The organism is Bradyrhizobium canariense, assembly GCF_900105125.1.
In the GTDB taxonomy this organism is placed as follows: Bacteria; Pseudomonadota; Alphaproteobacteria; order Rhizobiales; family Xanthobacteraceae; genus Bradyrhizobium; species Bradyrhizobium canariense_A.
In genome coordinates this window covers 567,765-591,867 of sequence record NZ_LT629750.1, presented here as the reverse complement: position 1 = coordinate 591,867, position 24,103 = coordinate 567,765, and the positions used below count along the sequence as shown (strand labels likewise).

Annotated in this window: 25 protein-coding genes and 1 pseudogene; 13 read left to right on the top strand and 13 right to left on the bottom strand. The window is 59.1% G+C overall.

Annotation, left to right across the window (positions count from 1 at the left end; genetic code table 11):
• Nucleotides 1-8: 8 nt before the first annotated feature.
• Nucleotides 9-1,265, bottom strand: a complete 1,257-nt coding sequence (locus tag BLV09_RS02915; RefSeq protein ID WP_146686257.1) for a sarcosine oxidase subunit beta family protein — start codon at nucleotides 1,263-1,265, stop codon at nucleotides 9-11.
• A 112-nt stretch (nucleotides 1,266-1,377) separates the two neighbouring features.
• Here BLV09_RS02915 and BLV09_RS02910 point away from each other — a divergent pair, with 112 nt between their 5' ends.
• On the top strand, nucleotides 1,378-2,331 hold the full coding sequence (locus BLV09_RS02910) for a GlxA family transcriptional regulator (RefSeq protein WP_146686256.1): 954 nt from the start codon (nucleotides 1,378-1,380) through the stop codon (nucleotides 2,329-2,331).
• 230 nt (nucleotides 2,332-2,561) lie between these two features.
• Here the strand turns inward: BLV09_RS02910 and BLV09_RS02905 are convergent, their stop codons facing one another.
• Together BLV09_RS02905 and BLV09_RS02900 are read right to left on the bottom strand one after the other, a co-directional pair.
• Nucleotides 2,562-3,761: an adenylate/guanylate cyclase domain-containing protein gene (locus tag BLV09_RS02905; protein WP_100386938.1), complete on the bottom strand. Its 1,200-nt coding sequence runs from the start codon at nucleotides 3,759-3,761 to the stop codon at nucleotides 2,562-2,564.
• A gap of 808 nt (nucleotides 3,762-4,569) precedes the next feature.
• Nucleotides 4,570-5,604 (bottom strand): IS110 family transposase, encoded by a 1,035-nt coding sequence (locus BLV09_RS02900; protein ID WP_100381175.1) that lies wholly within the window; start codon nucleotides 5,602-5,604, stop codon nucleotides 4,570-4,572.
• A 694-nt stretch (nucleotides 5,605-6,298) separates the two neighbouring features.
• Between BLV09_RS02900 and BLV09_RS02890 the strand changes: the two genes are divergently transcribed.
• Together BLV09_RS02890 and BLV09_RS38700 are read left to right on the top strand one after the other, a co-directional pair.
• Nucleotides 6,299-7,333, top strand: a complete 1,035-nt coding sequence (locus tag BLV09_RS02890) for a MerR family transcriptional regulator (RefSeq protein ID WP_146686254.1) — start codon at nucleotides 6,299-6,301, stop codon at nucleotides 7,331-7,333.
• 77 nt (nucleotides 7,334-7,410) lie between these two features.
• Nucleotides 7,411-7,746 (top strand): LysR family transcriptional regulator, encoded by a 336-nt coding sequence (locus BLV09_RS38700; RefSeq protein ID WP_146686253.1) that lies wholly within the window; start codon nucleotides 7,411-7,413, stop codon nucleotides 7,744-7,746.
• On the opposite strand, the gene BLV09_RS02880 is transcribed toward BLV09_RS38700, so the two are convergent.
• The 7 genes from BLV09_RS02880 to BLV09_RS02850 all read right to left on the bottom strand — a co-directional run bounded on the left by BLV09_RS02880 (nucleotide 7,732) and on the right by BLV09_RS02850 (nucleotide 13,236).
• Nucleotides 7,732-8,486 (bottom strand): IS5 family transposase gene (locus BLV09_RS02880; RefSeq protein ID WP_244548950.1). Its coding sequence is split into 2 segments (ribosomal slippage): nucleotides 7,732-8,175 and nucleotides 8,178-8,486, totalling 753 coding nucleotides; the frame shifts between segments, so codons are not numbered across the junction. The two genes, BLV09_RS38700 and BLV09_RS02880, sit on opposite strands and share 15 nt — an antisense overlap.
• Before the next feature lie 78 nt (nucleotides 8,487-8,564).
• Nucleotides 8,565-9,320 (bottom strand): SDR family NAD(P)-dependent oxidoreductase, encoded by a 756-nt coding sequence (locus BLV09_RS02875; RefSeq protein ID WP_146686251.1) that lies wholly within the window; start codon nucleotides 9,318-9,320, stop codon nucleotides 8,565-8,567.
• Between the two features lie 69 nt (nucleotides 9,321-9,389).
• Complete coding sequence (locus tag BLV09_RS02870; RefSeq protein ID WP_167558606.1) at nucleotides 9,390-9,761, bottom strand: nuclear transport factor 2 family protein; 372 nt, start codon at nucleotides 9,759-9,761, stop codon at nucleotides 9,390-9,392.
• Between the two features lie 46 nt (nucleotides 9,762-9,807).
• Entirely contained in the window at nucleotides 9,808-10,521 is a 714-nt protein-coding gene (locus BLV09_RS02865) for a helix-turn-helix transcriptional regulator (protein ID WP_146686249.1), read from the bottom strand.
• 201 nt (nucleotides 10,522-10,722) lie between these two features.
• Nucleotides 10,723-11,835: an FAD-dependent monooxygenase gene (locus BLV09_RS02860; protein ID WP_197685019.1), complete on the bottom strand. Its 1,113-nt coding sequence runs from the start codon at nucleotides 11,833-11,835 to the stop codon at nucleotides 10,723-10,725.
• Between the two features lie 107 nt (nucleotides 11,836-11,942).
• On the bottom strand, nucleotides 11,943-12,308 hold the full coding sequence (locus BLV09_RS02855; RefSeq protein ID WP_167558605.1) for a nuclear transport factor 2 family protein: 366 nt from the start codon (nucleotides 12,306-12,308) through the stop codon (nucleotides 11,943-11,945).
• A 67-nt stretch (nucleotides 12,309-12,375) separates the two neighbouring features.
• The gene (locus BLV09_RS02850; protein WP_146686247.1) at nucleotides 12,376-13,236 is read right to left on the bottom strand and encodes a class I SAM-dependent methyltransferase; all 861 of its coding nucleotides are present in this window, start codon (nucleotides 13,234-13,236) and stop codon (nucleotides 12,376-12,378) included.
• A 272-nt stretch (nucleotides 13,237-13,508) separates the two neighbouring features.
• Here BLV09_RS02850 and BLV09_RS02845 point away from each other — a divergent pair, with 272 nt between their 5' ends.
• From BLV09_RS02845 to BLV09_RS02825, 5 genes and pseudogenes are all read left to right on the top strand, one after another.
• On the top strand, nucleotides 13,509-14,525 hold the full coding sequence (locus BLV09_RS02845; protein WP_146686246.1) for a helix-turn-helix domain-containing protein: 1,017 nt from the start codon (nucleotides 13,509-13,511) through the stop codon (nucleotides 14,523-14,525).
• A gap of 311 nt (nucleotides 14,526-14,836) precedes the next feature.
• On the top strand, nucleotides 14,837-15,808 hold the full coding sequence (locus BLV09_RS02840) for a c-type cytochrome (RefSeq protein ID WP_146686245.1): 972 nt from the start codon (nucleotides 14,837-14,839) through the stop codon (nucleotides 15,806-15,808).
• 88 nt (nucleotides 15,809-15,896) lie between these two features.
• Nucleotides 15,897-16,424: a VOC family protein gene (locus BLV09_RS02835; protein ID WP_167558604.1), complete on the top strand. Its 528-nt coding sequence runs from the start codon at nucleotides 15,897-15,899 to the stop codon at nucleotides 16,422-16,424.
• Nucleotides 16,378-16,608, top strand: coding sequence for a hypothetical protein (locus tag BLV09_RS02830; protein ID WP_146686243.1), 231 nt, complete (start codon nucleotides 16,378-16,380; stop codon nucleotides 16,606-16,608). Before BLV09_RS02835 ends, BLV09_RS02830 begins: the two co-directional genes overlap by 47 nt.
• A pseudogene (locus BLV09_RS02825) lies at nucleotides 16,527-16,703 on the top strand (TrbI/VirB10 family protein); the annotation flags it as partial. The gene BLV09_RS02830 and the pseudogene BLV09_RS02825, both read left to right, overlap by 82 nt.
• Before the next feature lie 263 nt (nucleotides 16,704-16,966).
• Here BLV09_RS02825 and BLV09_RS02815 read toward each other — a convergent pair.
• The 3 genes from BLV09_RS02815 to BLV09_RS02805 all read right to left on the bottom strand — a co-directional run bounded on the left by BLV09_RS02815 (nucleotide 16,967) and on the right by BLV09_RS02805 (nucleotide 18,968).
• Nucleotides 16,967-17,416 (bottom strand): CBS domain-containing protein, encoded by a 450-nt coding sequence (locus tag BLV09_RS02815; protein ID WP_100382501.1) that lies wholly within the window; start codon nucleotides 17,414-17,416, stop codon nucleotides 16,967-16,969.
• Between the two features lie 112 nt (nucleotides 17,417-17,528).
• Complete coding sequence (locus BLV09_RS02810) at nucleotides 17,529-18,032, bottom strand: aminoacyl-tRNA deacylase (RefSeq protein WP_146686242.1); 504 nt, start codon at nucleotides 18,030-18,032, stop codon at nucleotides 17,529-17,531.
• A gap of 33 nt (nucleotides 18,033-18,065) precedes the next feature.
• The gene (locus tag BLV09_RS02805; protein ID WP_146686241.1) at nucleotides 18,066-18,968 is read right to left on the bottom strand and encodes a DUF2189 domain-containing protein; all 903 of its coding nucleotides are present in this window, start codon (nucleotides 18,966-18,968) and stop codon (nucleotides 18,066-18,068) included.
• Nucleotides 18,969-19,526: 558 nt separating this feature from the next.
• Here BLV09_RS02805 and coxB point away from each other — a divergent pair.
• From coxB to BLV09_RS02780, 5 genes are all read left to right on the top strand, one after another.
• Complete coding sequence (gene coxB / locus BLV09_RS02800) at nucleotides 19,527-20,360, top strand: cytochrome c oxidase subunit II (RefSeq protein WP_100382503.1); 834 nt, start codon at nucleotides 19,527-19,529, stop codon at nucleotides 20,358-20,360.
• A gap of 74 nt (nucleotides 20,361-20,434) precedes the next feature.
• Nucleotides 20,435-22,210: a cytochrome c oxidase subunit I gene (gene ctaD / locus BLV09_RS02795; protein ID WP_146686240.1), complete on the top strand. Its 1,776-nt coding sequence runs from the start codon at nucleotides 20,435-20,437 to the stop codon at nucleotides 22,208-22,210.
• On the top strand, nucleotides 22,207-22,911 hold the full coding sequence (locus BLV09_RS02790) for a cytochrome c oxidase subunit 3 (protein WP_146686239.1): 705 nt from the start codon (nucleotides 22,207-22,209) through the stop codon (nucleotides 22,909-22,911). Before ctaD ends, BLV09_RS02790 begins: the two co-directional genes overlap by 4 nt.
• A gap of 14 nt (nucleotides 22,912-22,925) precedes the next feature.
• Complete coding sequence (locus BLV09_RS02785) at nucleotides 22,926-23,648, top strand: heme-copper oxidase subunit III family protein (protein ID WP_100382506.1); 723 nt, start codon at nucleotides 22,926-22,928, stop codon at nucleotides 23,646-23,648.
• A gap of 9 nt (nucleotides 23,649-23,657) precedes the next feature.
• On the top strand, nucleotides 23,658-24,059 hold the full coding sequence (locus BLV09_RS02780; RefSeq protein ID WP_146686238.1) for a cytochrome C oxidase subunit IV family protein: 402 nt from the start codon (nucleotides 23,658-23,660) through the stop codon (nucleotides 24,057-24,059).
• Nucleotides 24,060-24,103 lie beyond the last annotated feature (44 nt).

The following is a 24,103-nucleotide window of genomic DNA, read 5'->3' as shown; positions in this document are numbered from 1 at the left end:
GGTCGCCCTCAGTGCAGATTAGGTTGGGCACCCTGCCCCTTTTCGTCGATCAGGTGACCTGTCGCGAAGCGATCAAGGCGATAGGCGGCGGCCGCCTGGTAGGGCCGATCCGTCGCCAGAAGATGGGCGAAGCACCAGCCCGCGGCCGGCGTGGCCTTGAACCCGCCGTAGCACCAACCGCCGTTCAGATAGAGGCCGTCGATCGGCGTGCGATCGATAATCGGCGAGCCGTCCATCGACATATCGCATATTCCGCCCCAGCTCCGCAGCATGCGCGCTCGGCCGATCATGGGCATGATCGCCATGCCGCCTTCGCAGACATCTTCCACGGTCGGCAGGTTGCCGCGGCTTGCATAGCTGTTGTATCCGTCGATATCGCCGCCAAACACGAGCCCGCCCTTGTCGGATTGGCTGATGTAGAAATGGCCCGCGCCGAAAGTGATCACGCCTGGAATGACGGGCTTGAGCGCCTCGCTGACGAACGCCTGCAAGACATGGCTCTCGATCGGCAGACGCAAGCCGGCCAAGGCCGCGACACGCGATGAACTGCCCGCCACGGACAAGCCGATCTTCTTTGCCTTGATCTGGCCGCGCGTCGTATCAACACCGATGGCTGCACCTTGATGATCGCGCAAGATGCCGGTCACTTCGCAATTCTGAACGATGTCGACGCCAAGATCGGACGCGCCGCGCGCGTATCCCCACACCACGGCGTCGTGCCGGGCGGTTCCCCCGCGTCGTTGCAGCAACCCGCCCATGATCGGGAAGCGCGCCTGTTCGTAATTAAGGAACGGTGCTATTTTTTGTACCGCTTCCGCGTCCAGCAATTCGGCGTCCGCACCGTTGAGACGCATCGTAATCCCCCGACGCACGAACGCGTCGCGTTGTGCATCAGAGTGATAGAGGTTGAGCACACCGCGCTGGCTCACCATGGTGTTGTAGTTGAGCTCCTGCTCCAGGCCTTCCCAGAGCTTCATTGACCATTCGTAAAATTCGGTATTGCCGTCCAAACCGTAGTTCGAACGAATGATCGTGGTGTTACGGCCGGCGTTGCCGCCGCCGATCCAGCCCTTTTCGACCACGGCGACGTTACGCAGACCGTGGACTTTCGCGAGATAGTAGGCGGTCGCAAGTCCGTGGCCACCGCCGCCGACGACGATGATGTCGTACGATGACCGAGGCGATGCATCCCGCCAGGTCGGCGTCCACCGGCGGTGCCCGGACAGTGCATTCCGGACCAGGCTCAAGATCGAAAACCGCGTCATCTGCCTTACCGAGCTTACGTTTCTCAGGAAAACTACTTGCCTGAGAAGAAGTATATCGGTTAAAGCAACCCGAATTTTACCCCAAGCGACAAAATCAGGTCCGATAGCGACAATGGCGAAGGCATCCGAATCCCGGACCATCGGCCTTCTCCTGATCAACGATTTTGCCCTGATGTCGTACGCATCGATCGTTGAGCCGTTCCGGGCCGCCAATACACTTACTGGACAGCCGCTCTATCGCTGGGTCCACATTTCGACCGATGGCAAACCCGTTCGCGCTTCCAATGGCGCCATGATTCTCGCCGACCAAAGCGTCTCGCAACCGCTCCAGTGTGAAATGCTGTTTGTGTTCGCAGCCGGCGATCCGACAGCCTTTCAGGAAGCCAGGACGTTCGCTTGGTTAAGGCGGCAAGCCTTGAAGAACACCGTGCTGGTCGGCGTTTCCGGAGGGCCGTTCCTGTTGGCGCGCGCGGGTCTGCTGGAGGGTCACAGTGTCACCATCCACTGGGACCACAGGCCAACGTTCGTAGAGATGTTTCCCACGCTTCACGTCGAATCGAGCCTCTACGTCATCGACCGCCGCCGCGTGACCTGCGCCGGCGGCATCGCGGGCCTCGACCTCGCCATCGAACTGATCGAACGCGAACAAGGAAACGCGCTGGCGAATAAGGTGAGCGAATGGTTCATCCGAGCCGAGCCCCGCCCCGCCAATGAGCCGCAACGGTTGAGTCTTCGGGAGCGTTATGGCGTCAGCGATGACAGGGTACTCAAGGTTTTGGCTAGAATGGAAGCAACAGTGGAAGAACCAATTTCGCGAGTCAAACTTGCCAAGATTGCCGGCGTATCGGTTCGCTCGCTTGAACGGCTATTTATCAAACATAGCGCACGAACCTTGAACGAAGCCTACCTGCAGATACGATTGAACCAAGCCCATCAGCTTGTGCACAAGACCAATATGACCATGACCAATATCGCGTTGGCCTGCGGCTTTCAAAGCAGCAGCCACTTTTCGCGCGCATTCAAGGATCGCTTTGGCTCTGCTCCTAGTCGTGCCCGCGGAGCGTAACAGCATTAGACAATCGGCTATGAGACCAGCCGCCAGAGGGCGAACTCATCGGCATCTGCCGCCCATCTGGCTTGACGGTCGACGCGGGGACCAACCATTGCAAGCGCCACCTACGCTCGGTGAATACTCGAAAGAAATCCTGAAACCAGCTTTCCCTGCTAGACGAATTGGGCGAAAGCGCTGCGCTCGCCCTCGATCGCGTGGCTCTTCACCTGATGATGGGGCGGCATTCAGCCGTGATACGCAAACAGCTCGATCGGATCGTTGAAGCCACGCACCGGATATTCGCCGACGCGTTCGAGATCGAAATCGCTTTCGACGAAGTCGGCGAACGCGCGAGACAGCAGCACCGTTCTCCCTAATTGTTTGGTGAGTGTTTCGAGACGCGAAGCCATGTTGACCGCAGGACCGATGACGGTGAAGTCGAGCCGGGTGTGTGACCCGATATTGCCGTACATGACGTCGCCGACGTGTACGCCGATACCGTAATTCAGCGGTGCACGACCGGTTTCACTGTTCTTTTCGTTCAGGGCAACCATGGCCTGACGGGCTTCGGCCACGGCAAGCAGCAGATTTGCGCAGGCCGACGGCTGGCTGAGCGGAAAAATGGCGAGCAGACCGTCGCCGATGAATTTCAGTATTTCCCCGCCATGTCGCGCAATCGGTTCCGACATCGCGTCGAAATAGCCGTTCAGAAGATCAATCACGTCATCGCGCGGCCAGTTGTCGGAGATCCGGGTGAAATCACGCAGATCGCAGATCATAATGGCGGCGCGTACCGTCGTGCCGCTTCCGCGCCTGGTGGCGCCGGCCAGAATGAGCTCGCCGGCATGCGACCCGACATAGGTTTCGAGCAGTGTTCGCGCCAGCCGGTTCTTGATGCGGATTTCGCTGACCAGCGCGAGAACCGGCAACAGTTTCAGCAGGTCGGCAATATGCGCGTCGCCGAAACCTCCGGGCCGGTCGGTTGCAAAGGTCACGAGATGCCGCTTGCCGAGCGTATGGTACAGCGGCCACGCCACATAGTCGGTCAGCCCTTTCGCCCGCATCTCGTCATAGACGGCGTGCTTGCGGCCCACCGAGGGATCGCGTTCGAGATTCTCGCGCACCACGGTGGCACCGTCATGGATTTCGTTGGCGGGACTATCGATGTATTCCGATCGCTCCCTGACATCGTAGTCGACTCTCGCAATCTCGGCCTCGCGCATCCCGTCGGCCCACATGATCCGGGCGCCAAGCCACTGCGGATGGTGGATCAGGATATGAAGCGACGCCCGCTTCACGGGAATGCCCGCTCGCTGGAGCCGGACACACAGCTCGGCGAAAATATTGTCAATGAAGCGCTCATCGCGCGTGTCGTTGGTCAGCCAGTGCACAACATCGTTGTCAGGATGCGCGGTGACGGGATCAATGGTTGGCGGCGCGTTCATTTCTTGCTCCTGAGCGGTGATCTCGACCGACCGAACAGGATATGTCGTGTCCCCGATTGACGGCGTCAACGTGTACAATAGGGCATCCGGTACATAAAGACTCCCACGATGCTTTGAAACGCGCAACCAAGCCAGGCAGCGAAGTACGAGATGACGCCGATAGAAGCGGCCTGACCCTCAATTTGCATCCGGGAAGTGCCAGTCTATCTATGAGTCCCGACGCGCAACACGCTTGCGCGATGCAGCGTTTGATACTGCTGACCTATCCACCCACTCAAACCGACAACACTCCTCGCCCGTACCCAACGCTGGTTGCTCGTTGCGATGACGGGTTCTGGCCACCTGGCTCGATGGAAATACCCTTGTAGGCTTACGCTCGGCTCGCGCGGGCCGGCGCTGAGCATCGATCGGCCGTACATCGGGATTTAGCTTAGCCAGGGATTCCACGCGCGTTTGATCCGTCGTCTCATCGGGCAGGCGCGCGACCGACTGCTCGGTCGGCGCTACCTCGATGGACGGTGGCGGGATCGTCGGCTGACTAACCCATGTACACATCTGTGGACGCCCCGCCGGATGCAAGCGGTATTTGAAGAAGATTGGCACGTAGTCGGATGCTGCCATCTGTCCGGCCTCTGATGCAGCGATGGAGCTGCGGGCCCGTATGGGAGTTCGCGGACCGGAACCAAATCATAAATGCGTGCTCCAGGCACGATGAGTACATCTGGTTCTTCCGGCCCCGTCTCGCCGACTGTTGCGCCATACCCTCCTTCGACCGACTACACCCGCGACGACCTCAGGCCCGCCAGGCTCACGCCTTGGCGGCGACCGGAGCTCTGTAGTTTTCCTGCTTTACGAGTAGCGCCCAGACGATCCGCGCCATCTTGTTGGCGAGCGCGACGGTTACCAGCATGCGCGGTTTGCGAGCCAGCATCTGTTCGAGCCACGAACCCCTTGGCGCACCGCGTTTGCTCGCCTGTTGTACGACCGCGCTACTGCCGATGATGAGGAGACGCCTGAGCGTGCGTTCGCCCATCTTGGATGTCGCACCGAGCTTCTGTTTGCCGCCTGTCGATCTTTGAAGAGGCGTGAGGCCGAGCCAGGCCGCGAAGTCACGGCCTTTGGCAAAGGTCTCGGCCGGCGGTGCTAGAGCGGCGATCGCGGTGGCGGAGATTGGGCCAATGCCGGGAACGGTCATTAGCCTGCGCGATACTTCGTCCTCGCGAGCACGTCGCGCGATCTCCTTGTCGAGATCCGCGATCTTGCCATTGAGGCCGGCCAGCAGGTCTAACATCAATCGGAACATGGCGTGGGTCGCTTTGGGAAGCGAGCTGGCCATCGCTTCTTCCTCGATCAGGTCGGCAAGCATCGCCACATGCGACGGCCCCTTGGGTGCGACCCAACCATATTCAGCGAGGTGTCCCCGGATCGCGTTGATGAGCTGCGTTCGCTGCCGCACTAACAGGTCACGGGTCCGAAACACCAGACCCGCCGCCTGCTGCTGTTCGCTCTTCACGGCCACGAACCGCATGCTCGGCCGCTGCGCTGCTTCGCAAATCGCCTCGGCATCGATCGCGTCGTTCTTTTGCCGCTTCACGAACGGTTTTACATAGGCGGGCGGGATCAGCCGAACTTCATGACCAAGCCGGGTGAGCTGACGGGCCCAGTGATGGGCTCCACCACATGCCTCCAGCGCTACCGTGCAACTTGGCTGGGCAGCGAAGAAATCCAGCAGCTTCCCTCGGCTGATCCGCTTACTGAATATCGCTTGACCACGCTCATCCGCTCCGTGAGCGTGAAAAACATGTTTGGCGATATCCAAACCAATTATGATAACCTCTGACACGGACGCCTCCCTTAAGTGGTGCTCAACACCTCCACTTTGGCACATCGATGCCGTCGGCGGGGCGTCCACCCCATCATAAGGCGCAGTGCTTGGGTAAGGCGCACCTAATGTTCGCCTGTCGGCCGATAGCAGAGGTCGCTAGGAACCCGCAGTGACCACAGCGGACACAGAGCCAATGAACAATTCAATAAACGGGTGCGCGAACTCATCGTTCGCGCCCAGGCTGGCTTGCTTTCGGTGGCACGACGATGGCGCCAGCGTTGGGGTGATGATCGTCGGTGAGCGCTCCCTGCCGGACGCCATCACCTCGCATTCGTCCATCAAATAGGAACGGCCGTGCTCCATTCGCGCTGGCAACGGCCGGCGTATGCGATTGTCCAGACTTAGTATCTTGCGCGTTGGCCGCGGTCGCGGCCAGTGCCAACACAAACGCGATTGCTAGTTTCGACATGACGGGCTTCTCCTCTTGCGCGCGGGACCAACGCGCGGCGACACGACTCTGTTTCGGTCACCGTCGGGGAGGAACCGGGCGCCAGGATGGCGGCCATCTAGACGGCCCGCCGAGCCTTGGCTAGCTCTGCGCCGCCGCGGCCATGGCGGGACCTTGCTGGGCATCCGCTGCCAATAAAAGCCCTTGACCCGGCCCTTGGGGCTGCCTCGATAAGAGATGCGGTCAGCAAAAGCGGGGTGAGTCGTGGGCTTTTCCGCCGTATTCTTGAATGCATCAGAGGCTGCCAGCCGGCTTGGCATCTCCGTCAAAGCTCTGCGAGTCTACGAGCAGCGCGGTCTTATAATGCCGGCTCGAACTGCGGCCGGATGGCGAATCTATGGCCCGGACGAAATGAGCCGGGCCGCAGAAATTATCTCATTACGGGCGCTTGGCTTCAGCCTCGCGCAAGTTGCACGAGTGTTGAGAGGCGATCCCAAGGGCCTGGAACTTGCTCTGGCAGCTCATCAAGTGACGCTTGAAGGACAAATCAGCCAGCTCGCCTCTAAGGTGGAAAAAGTTCGCGGGCTCAGGAGTGATCTCGCCGGCGGTCAGACGCCGACAATCGGCGATTTGGCGCGGCTGTTGACACCTGCAGCCGAGTTTCGTGTCGCGTTCGATCTCCCCTGGCCGTGGGGGGCTGAACGCTTCGAACTGCACGATATCCGGTCGCTAAATTACATTACCGGCCCCTTGGGCAGCGGCAAGACGCGGCTTGCGATGCGCTTGGCTGAAGCATTGCCCGACGCCGCTTTCATAGGCTTAGAGCGGTTGGGGGACGGAGGTGCAATGGCCCGGGCGCGGTTAGACGCCGATCAAGTCCTCAAGTCGCGCGTCGATCAGGCCCTTGCCTGGCTCGTTGAGGATGGCGGCACTGTGTCAGAGGCTTTGATCGCGCTACTCGCGGGATTGGAAGCGGAAAGCCCGTCCATTCTGGTGATTGATATGTTGGAAGAAGGGCTGGACAAGGTTACCCAAGAGGCTCTGATCGCTCATCTTCGTCGCCGTGGACCTGGCGCTCGCCCGCTCTTCTTCCTCACACGCTCTACCGCCATCCTGGATTTAGATTCTGTCGGCTCGGACGAGGCAATTATTTTCTGCCCCGCTAACCACAGCGCGCCGTTGCGCGTCGCACCTTATCCAGGCGGCCCTGGTTATGAGGCAGTCGCCTCGTGCTTGGCATCGCCCGAAGTTCGAGCGCGAACCGCTGGTGTCATCGCTTGGCGGCCCAAGGTGGCATGATAGCCAATTCTGGATGACGGGGACCCAAATGGAAATTGGCGGTGATTGGATAACCATCCCTAAGAGTGCCGTTTGAAATGGATCTTCGCCGCTTGCGTCATTTCGTTGTCGCGGCGGAAGAGTCGAACTTCCGTCGTGCGGCACTTCGGTTGGACACCAATCAATCCATTATCTCGCGACATGTCCGCGACATCGAAGAAGAATTGGGCGCTGACCTTTTCCTCCGTGAGCCGGGCCATGGCGCGCGGCCAAGGGAAGTCGGCCGTGCGTTTCTCCGCGACGTGCGTGAGATGTTCGACAACTTAGCTTCGTCTCCGAAATTTGAGTCAGCGACAAATTCGCCAAAAATAATCCAGCGCTGGCGTAGATTCTGCGTCCGCACTAGGTGGTGTGGACATTTACCGCAGCCATAGGGCAATGGCGGCGAGAGTAACGACGGCCCGATAATTTCGTGCCGTTTTCTCGAAGCGTGTTGCGACGCGGCGGAACTGTTTGAGTTTTGAGAAGCAGCATTCCACGAGATGGCGCTGGGCATAGAGATGCTTGTCGAGCGGATATTTGAGCGCACGTGACGGGTTGTTGGGGATGACAGCGAGCGCCCCCTTGGCGGCGATGGCTTGGCGCAAGTGATCGGCATCATAGGCCGCATCGGCCATGACGACCTCGGCGGGTAATCCCTCGATCAATGCGGCGGCTTGCGGTGCATCGCCCTTCTGACCCGCGGTAAGCGTGAACCGCACGGGACATCCCAAGCCGCGAACGGCCATATGTATCTTGGTGCTCAGGCCACCGCGCGAGCGGCCGAGCGCCTGATCTTCAGACCCCCTTTTTTCGCCCCGGCCGCGTGCTGATGCGCCCGAACGATGGTGGAGTCGATGACCAGATATTCGAAGTCCGGATCATCGGACATCGCCTCGAAGATCCGCCACCAAACACCCTTGATGCTCCATCGACTGAAGCGCCGGAATACGCTGTTCCAATCCCCGAACGTCTCCGGAAGATCACGCCAGGGAGAGCCCGTACGCACGATCCACAGCACGCCCTCCACGAACATCCGGTTGTCGCGTCCAGTCGACCCTTTCTGGTCGGGCCGACCTATGATCAGCGGCGCCATCCGCTCCCACGCCGCGTCGCTCAAAACCAAACGGTCCATCACACCCAAGGCTGCCTCCCAAAAAGCAGCCTTGAATCTGATTTGCTCCTAAAAGGGAATCCTTAGAGTCCACACCACCTAGCGCAGGCCACCGGAAACCGTCAGGATTTCTCCGGTCATCCAGGACGAAGCCGCCGATGCCAGGAACAGGGCCACCGGGCTAAGGTCTGAAGGGCGGCCAGCTCGTTTTTCCAGCGGCGTCGCAGCCATCAGTCGGGCTTCGGCTTCCGAGCCCGGCATGCCGAAAGAGCGAGCTCCCTCGGTATCGTAATATCCGGGCATGATGGCGTTGACGCGGATTTTCCGCCCGGCCAGCTCCAGCGCCAGCACCTTGGTGATGGTGTTCACTGCGGCCTTGGACGATGCGTAGACGGCTTGGCCCGCCCCGTTTCCTGCGGCGGAAAGGGAGCTGATATTGATCACGCTGCCGCCGGCCGGATCGAAGTTGGCGATAGCTATTTTGGTCATCATCAGGAGGCCGAGCACGTTTGTGTCGAAAATGCTGCGGACATGCGCCTCGGTGATCTCCGCCAAAGCCTTGTACTCGAACACACCGGCGTTGTTGACGAGGATATGGATCGGGCCGAATGCCGCCACTGTCCTGGCGACCATTGCCTCGATGTCAGCCGTGCGCGTCAGATCGCCCTGCAGCGCCAAGGCGTGCCCGCCGGCCGCCTCGATCTCCGCGACGACGCGCCGCGCGCCGGCCTCGTCGCGGCCATAGGCTACCGCCACATGGCCGCCGGCCTGACCCAGCGCCTTGGCGATGCCGGCGCCGATCCCCTTCGATGCGCCGGTCACGAGGGCGACCTTGCCTGAAAACTCGTCGTTCATAATCTCTCTTTCTCTCGATGGGTCGATGGGTGGTTGCATCGGACGGCCACGGCGGCCGCCCGTATCGCGTCAGATCGCGACGGCCTTGTTATGCAGGATGATGAGCTGGGTGATGCGGTCGTCCTGGACGGCGAAATAGTAAGTGAGGATCAAGGGGTCTGGCAGGTTCGACTTGTCGAAGTCGCCATCGACGCGGAAGCGGACGATCGTGTTTCCGAAGTGCTCGAAGGCCGCCTCGGTCTCCAGCGTCACCTTGGGGCCGAAGATCTCCTTGTCCGCCCAGGCGCGGATCGCCGGATGCCCGAGAAATTCGCGCTGAATGTCGTTGATGAGCGCATCGGGCGCCAGCGTCGCCATGAACGCCTCGGCGTCGTGGCGCCGATAGGCGGCCACGTGGTCCAGGATGACCTGGGGCAATGCGTCGGCCGATACGTTCCGCATGACTTCCATCTCCGTTGTGATGGAAGGATGCTAATCGGTGCCCCTGTCAAATTCTGTCAGGAGCATCGCGACGATGCTGCTCATCCCGCAGCTGGGCTTGAAAATCGCGCAACAGGTCTGTCCGCCGCGCCGGGTAACGGTCGCGCAGCTCGGCCGAGAGGATCCGGTCGGTTCTGAAGAATCGGAATGCCTTGCGCAGTTCGCACCGGGCTGTCAGCACGCGTGCGCTGTCCATGAAGCCGAGCTGGATCGGCCATACGACACGCCCGGTACGACGTTCCTGCTCGTCAACATATTCGATGGCCAGCCGTTTCTGTGTCCGGATCGCGGACCGCAGGAGGGCCAGGGGCACCCTGTTCTCCGGAAACTCTTTGCCGCCGGGTCCCGGGATCGACAGCGGCGTGTTTGCGGTCGCCTGCATCTCTCGGGATAATACGGCCGTGATCTTGGCACGGACACCCTCGGCAGCTTTCGCCAACACGTCGTCGCCGCGCTGATCGACATAGCGCAGTCCAAGCAGAACGGCCTCGGTCTCGTCTTCGGTCAGCATGAGCGGCGGCAGAAACAGCCCGGGACCAAGGATATAGCCGACGCCGGCTTCACCCTGGATCGGCGCGCCCTGGGCCGCCAGTTCCGATAGGTCGCGATAGATCGTGCGCTCGGAAACCTCCAGCTCCCGAGCGAGCGTCGCGGCCGTCACCGGATGACGGCGGCCCCGAAGCGCTTGCAGCAAAGCAAGAAGGCGGGTGGAACGGCCCATGCAGACTCCCGGCTGGATGCGAGGCTACCTTAAGGCCCTGACAGAAATTGTCAGCAGCACAGCTTCGCGAACTGCAAGCGAGCGACCGGCCCCCTCATTAACAGAATCCGGCACACACAGCGCGTCCGGCGACGCTCCGTCCTGGCGATTTGCCAGTTACTGAGCTCGCGCTTATGGGCGATCATCGTACTCAAGGAGAGATCAAAAAGACTTGAGCAACGGCGAGTAGCTGCGCTTGTAAAGTGAAGTCCCAAATAATCGCAGCACGGCAGCTCTCGGCAAAGCTGGCAGCGAGCGCATTTTATCGCGCGCGCGACATTGGTTCTGTACCCAATCGACTCTGGGTCTTCGTCTTTCCATATACGCGCGAAGAGCCTTCGTGATGTCCGTGCCACGAGACAACTCCTCCGCCAAAACAAGAGCATCCTCCATCGCCATGCCTGCGCCTTCTGCCATATTTGGCGAACAGCCGTGCGCAGCATCGCCCAACAGAACGACGCGGCCGTTTATCCAATCCTTCAGCCGCACCTCCTCAATGGGCCCATAATGGATGGGCGTCTCCGCGGATAAGCCGTCGATCAGCGGAAATACCGGTCCGGAAAAATCCTTAAACAGCGATCGAAGAGGTGAATCTGGCGGCAGGTCGGGGGCCCCGTCACCGGGGATAGCGATATCTGCATAAACATAAACATCCGTTCGGTTGACCGGGATCGCCAGCAAGGTGCGGCCACTTCCGAGCATCGCGGTCCAACAATCGATACCAGAGGTGTTTTTGGCGATGAACCGCCAGCACACCGTGCCCACATAACGCGCTGATCCGCCCAATGAGACCAGCTCTCGAACTTTCGAGTGCATCCCATCGGCGCCAACGACAAAATCATATTTAGCAGCCGCGCCATCGTCGAAGGTGACTAAACATCCAGCGGAATCCTGGACCAGGCTCGCGATGGATCTGCCGAAGGCAGTGGTCGAACGCCTGAGAGAGGCCTTCAGAACGTCCTGCATCTCCTTGCGTGGCAGCGAGAGGCAAGGTCCGCAGCCACGCCAAAAGTCTTCTGTCTCGATCGTGTTCAGGACTTTGCCGCCAGCGTCAAAGATGAGTTGACGCTTGATCGGGACCGCTTTTACGGCGACGTCTTCAAACAGCCCAAGCTGCTCGATCGCCCGGACTGCATTTCCAGGCAGAAACAGCCCAGCTCCAGCGGTCTGCACCTCTCGCTGGCGCTCGATCAACTGCGCCTCCATCCCCCGCTGCTCCATGGCCTTTGCCAGGGCGAGACCGGCAATGCCAGCCCCCACAATCAGAATTCGCATTTCACCTCGTTTCAGACGGAGACTTCGACGTATGCCGGGCGACTTACGCCACAAGCACGGGAGAAAGATACATCATGCATGTGCGCAGTTCAGGCGAGACAGCTATCTCAGGTCTTGCCGAGCGGCGTCGGATCGAACACGACGCGGATCGAATTGATCCTGTCGCTATCGATGGTGAACCATCCACAGCCGAAAAGCCTGATTTCCGGTTTTGCGGGCAATGAAAGCTCGTAAAAACAAGCAACATCGTCGTGTTCTGCAAGACATTTCAATATCGTCTGTTGGGCGCCAAGGCGCCCCATGGCGTCCAGATAGACATCCGCTCCTTCGAGCGTCGGGCCGAAGACGCCAATAAAATGTAGATCATCCGTCAAGTAGCTCCTCGCGCGCATCAAATCGTGATCGTTGAGGGCGTTCGCCAAACCGCAGACCAGGTTTTTATTGAAGTCTTCTCTACTCATTTCTCTGCTCATTTCTCTATTCACTTCCGCTCTCCGCAAGGCCTACATGCCGGATGGTGAGGAATATTTCGCAATCAGTTTATACGGTGGCCCATGCACAAACCTGTAGCCAGGCTGTCACATGGCTTCCTGCGTTCTGCATTGCGTCCCGCGATCCTTGCTCGAGCGTGGATGGATCGAGTGCCGCTTCATCTGCGACTGCCCTTGCTTTGGCAAGGGGGAGGAAGGCACGTACCGAACTGGCGACCCACTCGATGAGCGGCGACCGGGCATTCTGTGCGACGGGAAGTTCATAATAGACTTCACCTTGCTGAAGGCCGGCCTTTTCAAGGGTTTGATGCATGCCCTCACAGGCATCGACGCCCGGCAGATGGACCGCAGCCTCGTGCAGAAAGATGCCGATCTCTTCCCACAGCGCGAGCGGCGGACTCGACCACAGAGTAAACCGGGGATACACCTCGTGGCACACGATCAAACCGCCGGGCTTGACGCATTTTGCGATATCCCGGAGGAAAGCGACCGGGTCCGATTGATGGACCAGCACATAACGGCCGATGGCCACGTCGAAATCCTTCGGGCCTGCCAGATCCGGCAGTGTTGCGACCTCGAAGCTGACATTGCCGAAGTTCCTCTCATCTGCTCTTCGGCGCGCAAGGCTGACGGTTTCCTCGCTCTGATCCACTCCGACGACAGAACCGGTTGGCCCCACGATGGCGGCCGCGAGCATCGCCACGTCCCCCGTACCGCATCCCATGTCCAGAACCCGCATCCCTTCGCGGAGGTCGGCTCGCCGCAGAAGCCGCTCCGTTATCGGCCGCAACATCTCTGCCTGCAGCAGAAGGCGTCGAATCTCGGTGTCGGAATGGCCGAGCGAATAGGGTCTCGGGTCCTGAAGGCACGAAAGCTGATTTGGATTTTCGACTGTTTCGCCATCCGGCATTTTTATTCCCCTTACACATATTTGTTATCCGCAACGCAAACCGCGCGGGAAGCCACATAAAATCCCGGTTCGTCACGATGGTTCGTGACGCGAAGTATAGGCTTGGATGAAATCGGATTTTAGAATGGGTGCGCCATGAAGGTTGTCCATTTACGCACTACGTTGACCCGTCACGATTCACGGCCAGTCCTTCGCTCTGTTTTGAAAGACTCCTGAAAAATCGCCGGGCTCATGACGATTTGCCCGATCAATTCCATCAGAGGACGAAAAAATTGCATAGAAGAATCAATTTTTCCGACAACAGCCTGATAAGAACGGCGGGCGAAGCCGGAACAGATCAAGCCCTTAGAAGACTAACAAGTGACGAGTGGGCGTCATCGCTGAAACAGGCATGTGCAAATGATCTCGTGGGGATCGATCCAAAAGCATTCGTGGGCTGGTTTAGCCCCTTCCAGGTGCACGGGCTGAAGGCAATCAACGCTGGCAGCAATATTGGCAGAGTCAACCGCACTTCACAGCACGCCCGTCGTGATGGTCTTGAGGATTACAGCCTGATCTTTCAGCTAACAGGCAGATCGGCGATAGATCACAACGACAAGCTTCTTGAGCTGGACACTGGCGATTTGATACTCGTCGATCCCACGCGCCCGATAACCGTCTTTAATGAGCCGGGCGGCGTTCGCCATATGGCACTTCATCTGCCGCGCCGGCAGCTTGTCGCTCATTTGGGCTTTGAACCAAAGGGCGTGCTCCATCGGGGCGGGACTGCCGCCAACCGCTTGCTCCTGCAGCTCATGATCGAAGCCTCTCGAGGAAACGGCCCCTCCGACGCTTTGCCGGCAGCCCAAATGCAGCTGGTCGTCTATGATTTGCTCGCCGCCCTTTTTGCGCCATCGGGCGACGAACGTGGCTCGGCTCATACTGACAAGCTGTTCGCCGGTATCTGCAGCATGATCGAAGCGCAGTTGGCTGATCCCGAGCTGACCCCGTCCGTCGTCGCCGCCGAAGCCCGGATCTCGGTTCGCTATCTTCAAAAACTCTTCAGCGCGCGCGGCACGACCTGTAGCCACTTCATTCATTCGCTCCGCCTTGATCACGCGTCGCGCCTGCTTCAGCGCCGCGCACTCTCCAGGAGCGAGGAGCCTCTCAGCGAGATTGCGTTCGCGTGCGGCTTTCTCGACTATGCACATTTTTCGCGCAAATTTCGCGAGCGCTTCGGTCATCCTCCAAGCACGCATTCGGCCATCGCCGTGCGCAAATCGACAAGCGACATGGCGCTGCCTGACTAAAGGTCGGGTCTGATCGGCGCCTATACTGCGCCTCGCGTAGCAATGGTGCCGCGCAATTCACCTTGCCGGACCGAGGATGCATGTCACATTCGTCAATTTTATCAGCGTTCAAGCTGGGCTCCGTCGCTGGAGACCCCAAAGTTGTACATGGGGAGCTTGATCACGGGTCATTTGAAGACCCAACCTCTCTATCGCGCTGATGACCATATCTATGTCTGCGCAAGCGACGGCCGCGCAGCGCGATCCGGTTCACAATCATTGATCCCAATAACCGAAGCCTTTTAGACGGGCGGATAGCTCACGGGGGCATCATGTTGAATGCGCTCTGCTTAACGATCCTTGTCGTCCTCTCTGCGACCCTGGCCTTTGGGGCCATTCGGGCCCGACGGTTGAAATACCCGATTCTCAGATGGGGATGCGTAAGCCTGGCGGGACTGGCGGCCGCTGCGTTTGCCCTGCCCGCTATCTTGATGGCCGCGGGGCTTTACAGATCGCACGCCCGCCACGCCCCGCTGCCTGACATAAAGGTCGCCATGACATCCGAGCGAATTCACCGCGGGCAAGCGATCGCTTCCGCCTATTGTGGCGCCTGTCACTCGAGCGCGGGCACGCTGACGGGTGGGAGAGACCTTGGTGCGCATCTGCCCATGCAGGTAGGCCGCTTCATCGCGGCCAACCTGACCCCGGTCGGGCAACTGAGCCGGTGGTCGGACGGCGAAATCTTCCGGGCGATCCGTAATGGTGTCGACGCCGACGGACATTGGCTCATGGTCATGTCGCTCACCAATGTCAGCAAACTGAGTGATGATGATATTCAAGCTCTCGTTGCCTATATCCGCAGCGTGCCCGCCGCAGGCCGGCCGACGCCAAATCCGCCGGATGCGTTGAACCCGCTGGGGCTCGTGATGTTGGGCGCCGGGCAACTGCCGACCGGCAAGCCCGTCTTCACCGGTGCCATCACCGCTCCGCCCAAAGCGGCGACCGCCGGATACGGCGCCTACATCCTCTCCTACCATGACTGCCGCACCTGTCATGGCGCCGATCTACTCGGCGGCATGCCCGGGCAGATTGGTACGATCGGACCCGGTCTCACTGTGGTGAAGGACTGGAAGCTCGAGCAATTCATCGCCACCCTGCGTACCGGCATCGATCCCAATGGCTATCACCTTGACGGCGATCGGATGCCCTGGCGTGCGATCGGCAAGATGGACGATGAAGAACTGGGCGCAATCTACGCCTATCTCAAAGATCTGCCGGATTCCCCAAATGCCGCCACACACTGAATCGAACAAGACGGCGAAGAGAGCGATGTGGTCGCAGAGCGATCTCAGCATACGGGTTGAATTTGCAATCGGACTTCAGGAGCCAACTATGCCGAACGTCGATGTCATATCCGTCCATCACGTCTGTCTCGTCGTGCAAGATCGGGAAGCCGCCGATGCGTTCTATATCGGGGTTCTCGGCTTTCAACCGCATCACGGAGTGAAATCATGGCTGGTCCTGAACGACACCAGCACGCTGCACCTGGTCGCCATTCCCGGTACCGCACCAAGGAATGCGTCCCCGCACCGTCCTATCCAGCATTTCGCCCTGCAGGTCTCCAATCTTGCGAACGTACTCACAATCCTTCTGCAAGCAGGACAGAAGCCATTCCAGATGGATGGCAAGATGAAGGAACACTTTTTGGTCGATCCCGGCGATCCTCTGACTTTCGGGACTGGAACCCTTTTTGTGCGCGATCCGGACGGCAACCTCATCGAGTTTATCGAGGAGGGAAAGGGACTTTTCTCGGTTGAGATGCGGCCAAGATTGGAAATAGTTGAGTCCAACCCTGACCAAAGCAGCGGCAACCATGGCTCAGTTGAAGGATTCTCCTCCTCGCTCGGCGCGCCAGGATAACGGCACCGAACTCTACAGCACCGATCACAAGACCACCGCCGACGGCCTTCAGACGCTGCCGAAGGATTACGCCGGATTGCCGCGTGACACCACGCCGCCGCGGTACCGGCGGGCGCCGTCATTTCAGCGGCGCCGATTACCGGCATCCGTTCCGATCTGCCCGGCGAGATCACCGCGCAAGTGACGGAAAATGTCTATGACAGTCCGATCGGAAAATATCTGCTGGTGCCGCAAGGCGCACGGCTGATCGGGCAATATGACAGCCAGATTTCGTTCGGATAGTCGCGCGTGCTGCTGGCCTGGAATCGGATCATGCGGCACGGCGCGATTCGGCGCGCAATCAAACTTGAATCGCTAAGGTTGCCAATCCGGATCGCGAGATCCAGCCTTCTTCAGCGAGATCGATCGAACGATCGTTGAGGCCAAGCTCAACGGTCGTGTAAGGATGCTGATTAGCAAATCCCCTGAGCAGTGGGGCTATCCACCGCGCGGTAATGTTCGGCCGTAATGCTTCCGAGCACTGCGGTCGTTCGCGATCGTATTCAACCGTCCACAATGGCCCGTTCACCGTGGATGTACTGCTCGAGCTGAACAATGACGAACTTCTGATCACCGATTATGCTTTTGACGAGATCGCCGATTGAAACAATGCCGATTGGCTTATTTCCCTCAAAGACGGGCAGATGGCGCACGCGCTTCTCACTCATGACGGCCATGCATTGGTCAACGGATTGTTCTGGCTGTGCAATGACGACGTGTCTTTCCATGATGTCCCGCACGGGTGTTGCGGGAGACGTCTTACCCTTGAGAACAACATTCCGCGCATAGTCCCTTTCGGTGATGATGCCAACGAGTTCCTCGCCTTCCATCACTACCAACGATCCAATGTCTTTGTCAGCCATTTTCGCGACGGCATCGAAGACGGTAGCGTCCGGGTGAATAGACCAAATGTTCCTGCCCTTCTGATCAAGCAACTGTCGCACCGTAGTCATTTGGATCCTCCTTCGGACACAAGCTCCGGCAATTTTTTAACAGCAATCTGTCAAATTTCCATTGTCGCGGCTTCGAAATGAACGGCGATTGTGACGCGGCCGCAAGGGCACCTTACCCCCACACAATCGAGCTGCTTATCCTGTGCGGCAGCTTCTCGCTAAAGCGGCCGTGTCGTGCATTTCCCATCAAGCGAGCAAACTGCGCATGACTTATACGGAGCAGCGTCTCGTGATCGCCCGCCTCCATATAGATTTCTGGCTGCGCCTCGATGCTGTCGTCCACGATGAGAGGCAGCGCGTAACAGTGACCGAGGGGTGGAACAGCCCCGTGCGAGCAATCCGGGAACAGCGGATCGATCTCGGGTTCCTCGGCCATTTCAACATTATCGCCAAGCTGGTCCCTCAAATCCGAAAGGCGAAGGTGATGCGACGCTGGCAGGACGGCAAGTACATAGCCGGCATTGCGCCGCAACACGATTGCCTTGGCCAAACGATCCCCCGAAATCCGACAAGCCTCGGCGGTACGTGCGGATGACATGGTAGGGTCATGCGAGATCACATCGTATTGGATGTTTTCCGCAGTCAAGTATCGCTGGAGTGTGGGAGCTATGGACATGATCGACCTCCGCTGCGGCTTACAAGCTTCTCATCACTTGCTCTCACGGCTCCAGGGAAAGAGAGAAGCCGGGAAATCTGCCGCATAGCGGCGACCTATTGGCGGGCGGGGCTGTTCTTCTGGGGGATTCGGGTCAGGCTCGATCACCTTCCGATAAAGGTGCCAGGTGGCATGACCGAGCACCGGAAGAACGACAGCGAGGCCGACGAAGAGCGGTAGCGAACCGATCACCAGCAGTACCGCAACAATCAGCCCCCATTCGGCCATCGCAAATGGATTCTCCATCACGGCCCGCAGCGACGTCCGGATTGCGTCTATCGCAGACGCATGCCGGTCGAGCATCAACGGAAACGACACAACACTGACGCAGAGGGCCACGACGGCGAACAGGAAGCCGACGCCGCAGCCGACGATGATCAGCGACCAACCTTCTGGCGTCGTCAACACGCGCCTTGCGAAATCAGGGATGCTTGCAGCGGGAGCATGGCCGAAGGTTGCAACGTAGATAGTGTCCGCAATGGCGATCCAAGTCAGGAACAAAGCGAGCAGGAGCGTGCCGAGTCCGAGAATGGCGCCGAAAGACGGCGCGCGCAGCACGTGTACTACGTGCCACGCTGCGGCTTCCTCGCCGCGCTCGCGGCGGCGGCTGAGCTCGTAGAGGCCGAGCGCGGCAAAAGGACCGATCAACGTAAAACCGGCGGCCAGCGGAAAGAGCAGCGGCAGCACGGAATAGCCAAGGACCAGTCTGAACAGAACAAGCCCGAGAACGGGATAAATCGCGCACAGGACAACGGCGTGAGTTGGTATGGCCTGGAAGTCTTCCCAGCCAAGGCGCAGCGCGTCGCGCAAGTCGGAAATGCTGATTTTGCGAACGACATACGCAGCGGAGACGCCGAACCATTGTAGTTTAGGTCTTGCGAAATACTGTGTGGCCATGACCCCGGTCTCCTTGCTCGTGGTCGCAGGAGGGAACGGCGCGCCCTCAAATCGCGCGCAATCAGCCTCATGCGCGAAAATCGCGATTGAGTCCGGCAAACCAAGTTCAACGAGAAGGAGCTTTGCCGGACGACACCTGTCGCGACCGGTGCAGTGACCTTAGCGCGATGGCAGCAAGATAGCACTCACGGTTGGGTGAATTGTGCATCCGCAGACATCGTTTGTTGCGTTGCATCACCAAACGATGTGCGCGACGGATGCTCGCCGGATTGCGCATTGCACGCGCCAGATCAGGATGTGACATGGCCCTCTATTGAGTATTGAGCTATTGACGTCAGGCGCGGCAGGTACCATCTTGAAATTCCAGACGCCCCCAGCTCCGACGAGACGAGCGGCCGTGACGCGTACTTTGTGTGTTGTTTTGACGTCGTGACCGGTTGAATGGGCGAGGCAAGAGGCACGACGATGGCGAAAGTGAAGTCCGCCATCGCGACAGACGTGAGCTCCGCCCTCTAATTTTTCGTATCCGCAGCCTTTGATGGCAAGGATGCATAAGAGATGGCTGTAGCGCTCATACTGCTTTTGGTAGCGGTCGCCTCGGTGCTGTTTCACCTCTTCAGCCCGTGGTGGTGGACACCGCTCGCCTCAAACTGGGGCTACATCGACGACACGATTACCCTGACGTTTTGGATCACGGGGGCGGTTTTCTCCGCAGTCGTTGTGTTCATGGCTTATTGTGTCTTCCGCTTTCGTCACAAGGAGGGAAGGCAGGCAGCCTACAATCCCGAAAACAAAAAGCTCGAATGGTGGCTCAGCATCGGAACCGCAATCGGCGTCGCAGCCATGTTGGCGCCCGGCTTGGTTGTCTGGCACCAGTTCGTCACGGTTCCTGCCGACGCGACCGAGGTCGAGGTCATGGGACAGCAGTGGATGTGGAGCTATCGGCTTCCCGGAAAGGACGGCAAGCTCGGTTCTACCGATGCCCGCAAGATCAGTTCCGACAATCCTATGGGATTGAATCCTGACGATCCAAACGGACAAGACGACGTCGTCGTTCAAAACGACGACCTGCACCTGCCGGTTGGGAAACCAGTGAAGGTGTTGCTCCGCTCAATTGACGTCCTGCATGATTTCTATGTGCCCGAGTTCCGGGCGAAGATGGATATGATTCCGGGCTCGGTTACATATTACTGGTTCACGCCCACCCGCACCGGAACATTCGAGGTTCTCTGTGCGGAACTCTGCGGTGTCGCGCATGCGCAGATGCGGAGCAAGGTCATCGTTCAGGAAGAGAAAGATTATCACGCGTGGCTGGAGAAGCAGCAGACGTTCGCCGAGCTATCGGGGCCGCGCAACGTCGCGAAGGCGGCTTATAAGACAGAAAGCGAATGAAAATACCGACAAGGAGACGCCGCTTATCGTAAGGCGAACTCCTCGCTGAACAGGAGACCAAGGAGGGTATTCCGATGGTCGATATCCCGTTTGACACAGTCGCAGGCATCCCGCCGGCCGAAGTGGGTGAGGTCGAGCTCTATCATCCGAAAAGCTGGTGGACGAGGTACGTCTTTTCGCAGGACGCCAAGGTTATCGCCATCCAGTACTCGATCACGGCGTTGTCCATCGGAATGGTTGCGCTGGTGCTGTCGTGGCTGATGCGGCTGCAACTCGGATTCCCCGGCACGTTTTCGTTTATCGATCCGAACCAATATCTTCAGCTTATCACCATGCACGGCATGATCATGGTGATCTATCTTCTCACCGCGCTGTTTCTGGGAGGTTTCGGAAACTACCTCATCCCGCTGATGGTCGGCGCCCGGGACATGGTTTTCCCCTATGTCAACATGCTGAGCTACTGGGTCTACCTGCTCGCGGTCGTGGTGCTGGTCTCGACCTTTTTCGTGCCCGGCGGGCCCACTGGCGCCGGCTGGACGCTGTACCCACCTCAGGCGATTCTCTCCGGCTCCCCCGGGCAGGATTGGGGCATCATCCTCATGCTGGCCTCTCTGATCCTGTTCATCATCGGCTTCACCATGGGCGGGCTGAATTACGTGGTGACGGTGCTCCAGGCGCGCACACGCGGCATGACGTTGATGCGTTTGCCCTTGACGGTGTGGGGCATTTTCACGGCCACCGTCATGGCGCTGCTGGCCTTCCCGGCGCTGTTCGTCGCCTCGGTGATGCTGCTGCTCGATCGCATTTTGGGAACCAGCTTCTTCATGCCCACACTGGTCGAGATGGGCCAGCTGACGAAGTATGGAGGTGGCAGCCCGATCCTGTTCCAGCACCTTTTCTGGTTCTTCGGCCATCCCGAAGTCTACATCGTCGCCTTGCCGGCCTTCGGCATCATTTCCGATCTGATCAGCATCCATGCGCGGAAGAACATCTTCGGCTATCGCATGATGGTTTGGGCTATCGTGGCAATCGGCGCCCTCAGCTTTGTCGTATGGGCGCACCACATGTATGTGAGCGGCATGAACCCGTATTTCGGGTTCTTCTTCGCCACCACGACGCTTATCATCGCCATCCCGACCGCCATCAAGGTTTACAACTGGGTGCTAACCCTGTGGCGCGGCGATATTCATCTCACCGTTCCGATGCTGTTCGCCCTCGCGTTCATCGTCACGTTCGTGAACGGCGGCCTGACCGGCCTGTTCCTCGGCAACGTGGTTGTGGACGTACCGCTGTCCGACACCATGTTCGTTGTCGCGCACTTTCACATGGTGATGGGCATTGCGCCGATCATGGCCGTGTTTGGCGGGATCTATCATTGGTATCCAAAAGTCACCGGACGAATGCTCAATGAGGCGCTTGGACGATTCCACTTCTGGGTCTCGTTCCTCGGGGCCTATGCGATTTTCTTCCCCATGCACTATCTGGGCCTGCTGGGCGTGCCCCGCCGCTATTACGAAATTGGCGAAACGGCCTTCGTCCCGGCATCCGCCCATGACCTCAATGCGTTCATGAGCGTGGCGGCCCTGATTGTCGGCTTCGCCCAGCTTGTGTTCCTGTTCAATCTGATCTGGAGCCTGTTCAAAGGAAAAGAGGCTGGCGGCAATCCCTGGGGAGCCGCGTCGCTGGAATGGCAAACCCCGCAGACCCCGCCGGGGCATGGCAACTGGGGCAAGGAGCTCCCGATCGTCTATCGCTGGGCCTACGATTACAGCGTACCCGGCGCCATCAGGGATTTCGTGCCGCAAAATGAACCGCCGACCACATTATCGGCGCAGGGGGCCCACCCGTGAGCGCCATTATCCTGTTCATGGCTGGAATAGCGGCGATTGCCGGATGGTGGCTCTCGCAGCAACGGCTAGGAGCCAAACCCTGGCTGGAGGAAGGAGTAATCGCCGATTGGCGCGAGGAGAGCCCTTCGTCCCTGCCGCCGGCGAAAATCGGATTGGGCGTGTTTCTCGCGGTCGTCGGTTCATTGTTCGCACTCTTCATCAGCGCTTACTCCATGCGCATGAACATGGTGGACTGGCGGCCGCTGCCCGTGCCCAAGCTGCTGTGGTTCAACACGGGCGTTCTGATCACGAGCAGTATCGCGCTGCAATGGGCGTACTTGGCCGCGCGCCGGAACGACATGGACGGCGTAATTATCGGCATGTGCACAGGCGGAGCATCCGCCGTTACATTCTTGATTGGGCAGCTCCTGGCGTGGCAACAGCTGAGCGTCGCGGGGTATTTCGTGGCGTCCAATCCAGCCAATTCGTTCTTCTACCTGATCACCGCGATGCACGGGCTGCATCTGATGGGCGGTCTCGTGGCCCTCGGCAGAACGACAGCCAAGGTGTGGCGTGGCACTGAGGTAGCCCAGGTGCGCCTGAGTGTGGAACTCTGCGCTATCTATTGGCATTTCCTGCTGTTGGTCTGGCTGGTCTTACTCGGCCTGCTGACAGGCTGGACAGAAGACTTCGTCGACATCTGTCGCCAGTTGCTCACCTAGGAGGTTGAGACGCCATGGCAGAGACCGCGCTGACAGACACCGCAGCATCGACCACACGGCCTGCGGGCTGGCGAGGCATCGCCGCCGACTGGTCCTCGGATCAGCGCGCCTTCAAGAATGTTTCCTGGGGGAAGGCGATGATGTGGATCTTCCTCCTCAGCGACACCTTCATCTTCAGCTGTTTTCTGCTGTCGTACATGACGACGCGAATGTCCACGACCGTGCCGTGGCCGAACCCCAGCGAAGTCTTCGCCCTCACGATCGGAGAGAAGAAAATCCCGCTCATCCTGATCGCCATCATGACCTTCATCTTGATCAGCAGCAGCGGGACGATGGCGATGGCCGTCAATTTCGGTTATCGCCGCGATCGCGTGAAAACTGCAGCCTTGATGCTGGCCACGGCGGCATTCGGCGCAACGTTCGTCGGAATGCAGGCCTTCGAATGGACCAAGTTGATCATGGAGGGCGTCCGGCCCTGGGGTAACCCCTGGGGCGCGGAGCAGTTTGGTTCAAGCTTTTTCATGATCACGGGCTTCCATGGCACGCACGTGACGATCGGCGTGATTTTCCTGATCGCCATTGCGCGAAAGGTTTGGCGGGGAGACTTCGATGTCGAAAGGCGCGGTTTTTTCACGAGCCGGAAAGGGCACTACGAGATCGTCGAAATCACCGGCCTATACTGGCACTTCGTCGATCTTGTGTGGGTGTTCATCTTTGCCCTTTTTTATCTCTGGTGAGGTCGTCGCATGACAAACGCCGCGGTACATTTAGAAGGACAGCAGCATTCGCTGCAGGCTCCCGTGCATGAGGCGCTCGCATCAGGAACCACGCACGCAAAGGGCCAGCAGCATCCGATCAAGCTTTATCTCGCGGTCTGGGGATGGTTGTTCGTTCTCAGCACCTGCTCCTATCTCGTCGACTTCTTTGGCCTCCATGGCTATCTCAGATGGTCGCTGATCCTGCTGTTTATGGTGTTGAAGGCTGGTCTGATCGTCGCTGTCTTCATGCACATGGCCTGGGAGCGGCTGGCCTTGGCCTACGCCATCCTGCTACCGCCGGTGCTGGTGTTGGTATTCGTGGCGATCATGGTGTTCGAATCCGACTACACGCATCTCCTCCGGGTCATATTTTTCGTGCCAACGACGTAGCTACCATTGCCTCGCACCTGGGCGATTGAATCGTTTTAACTACG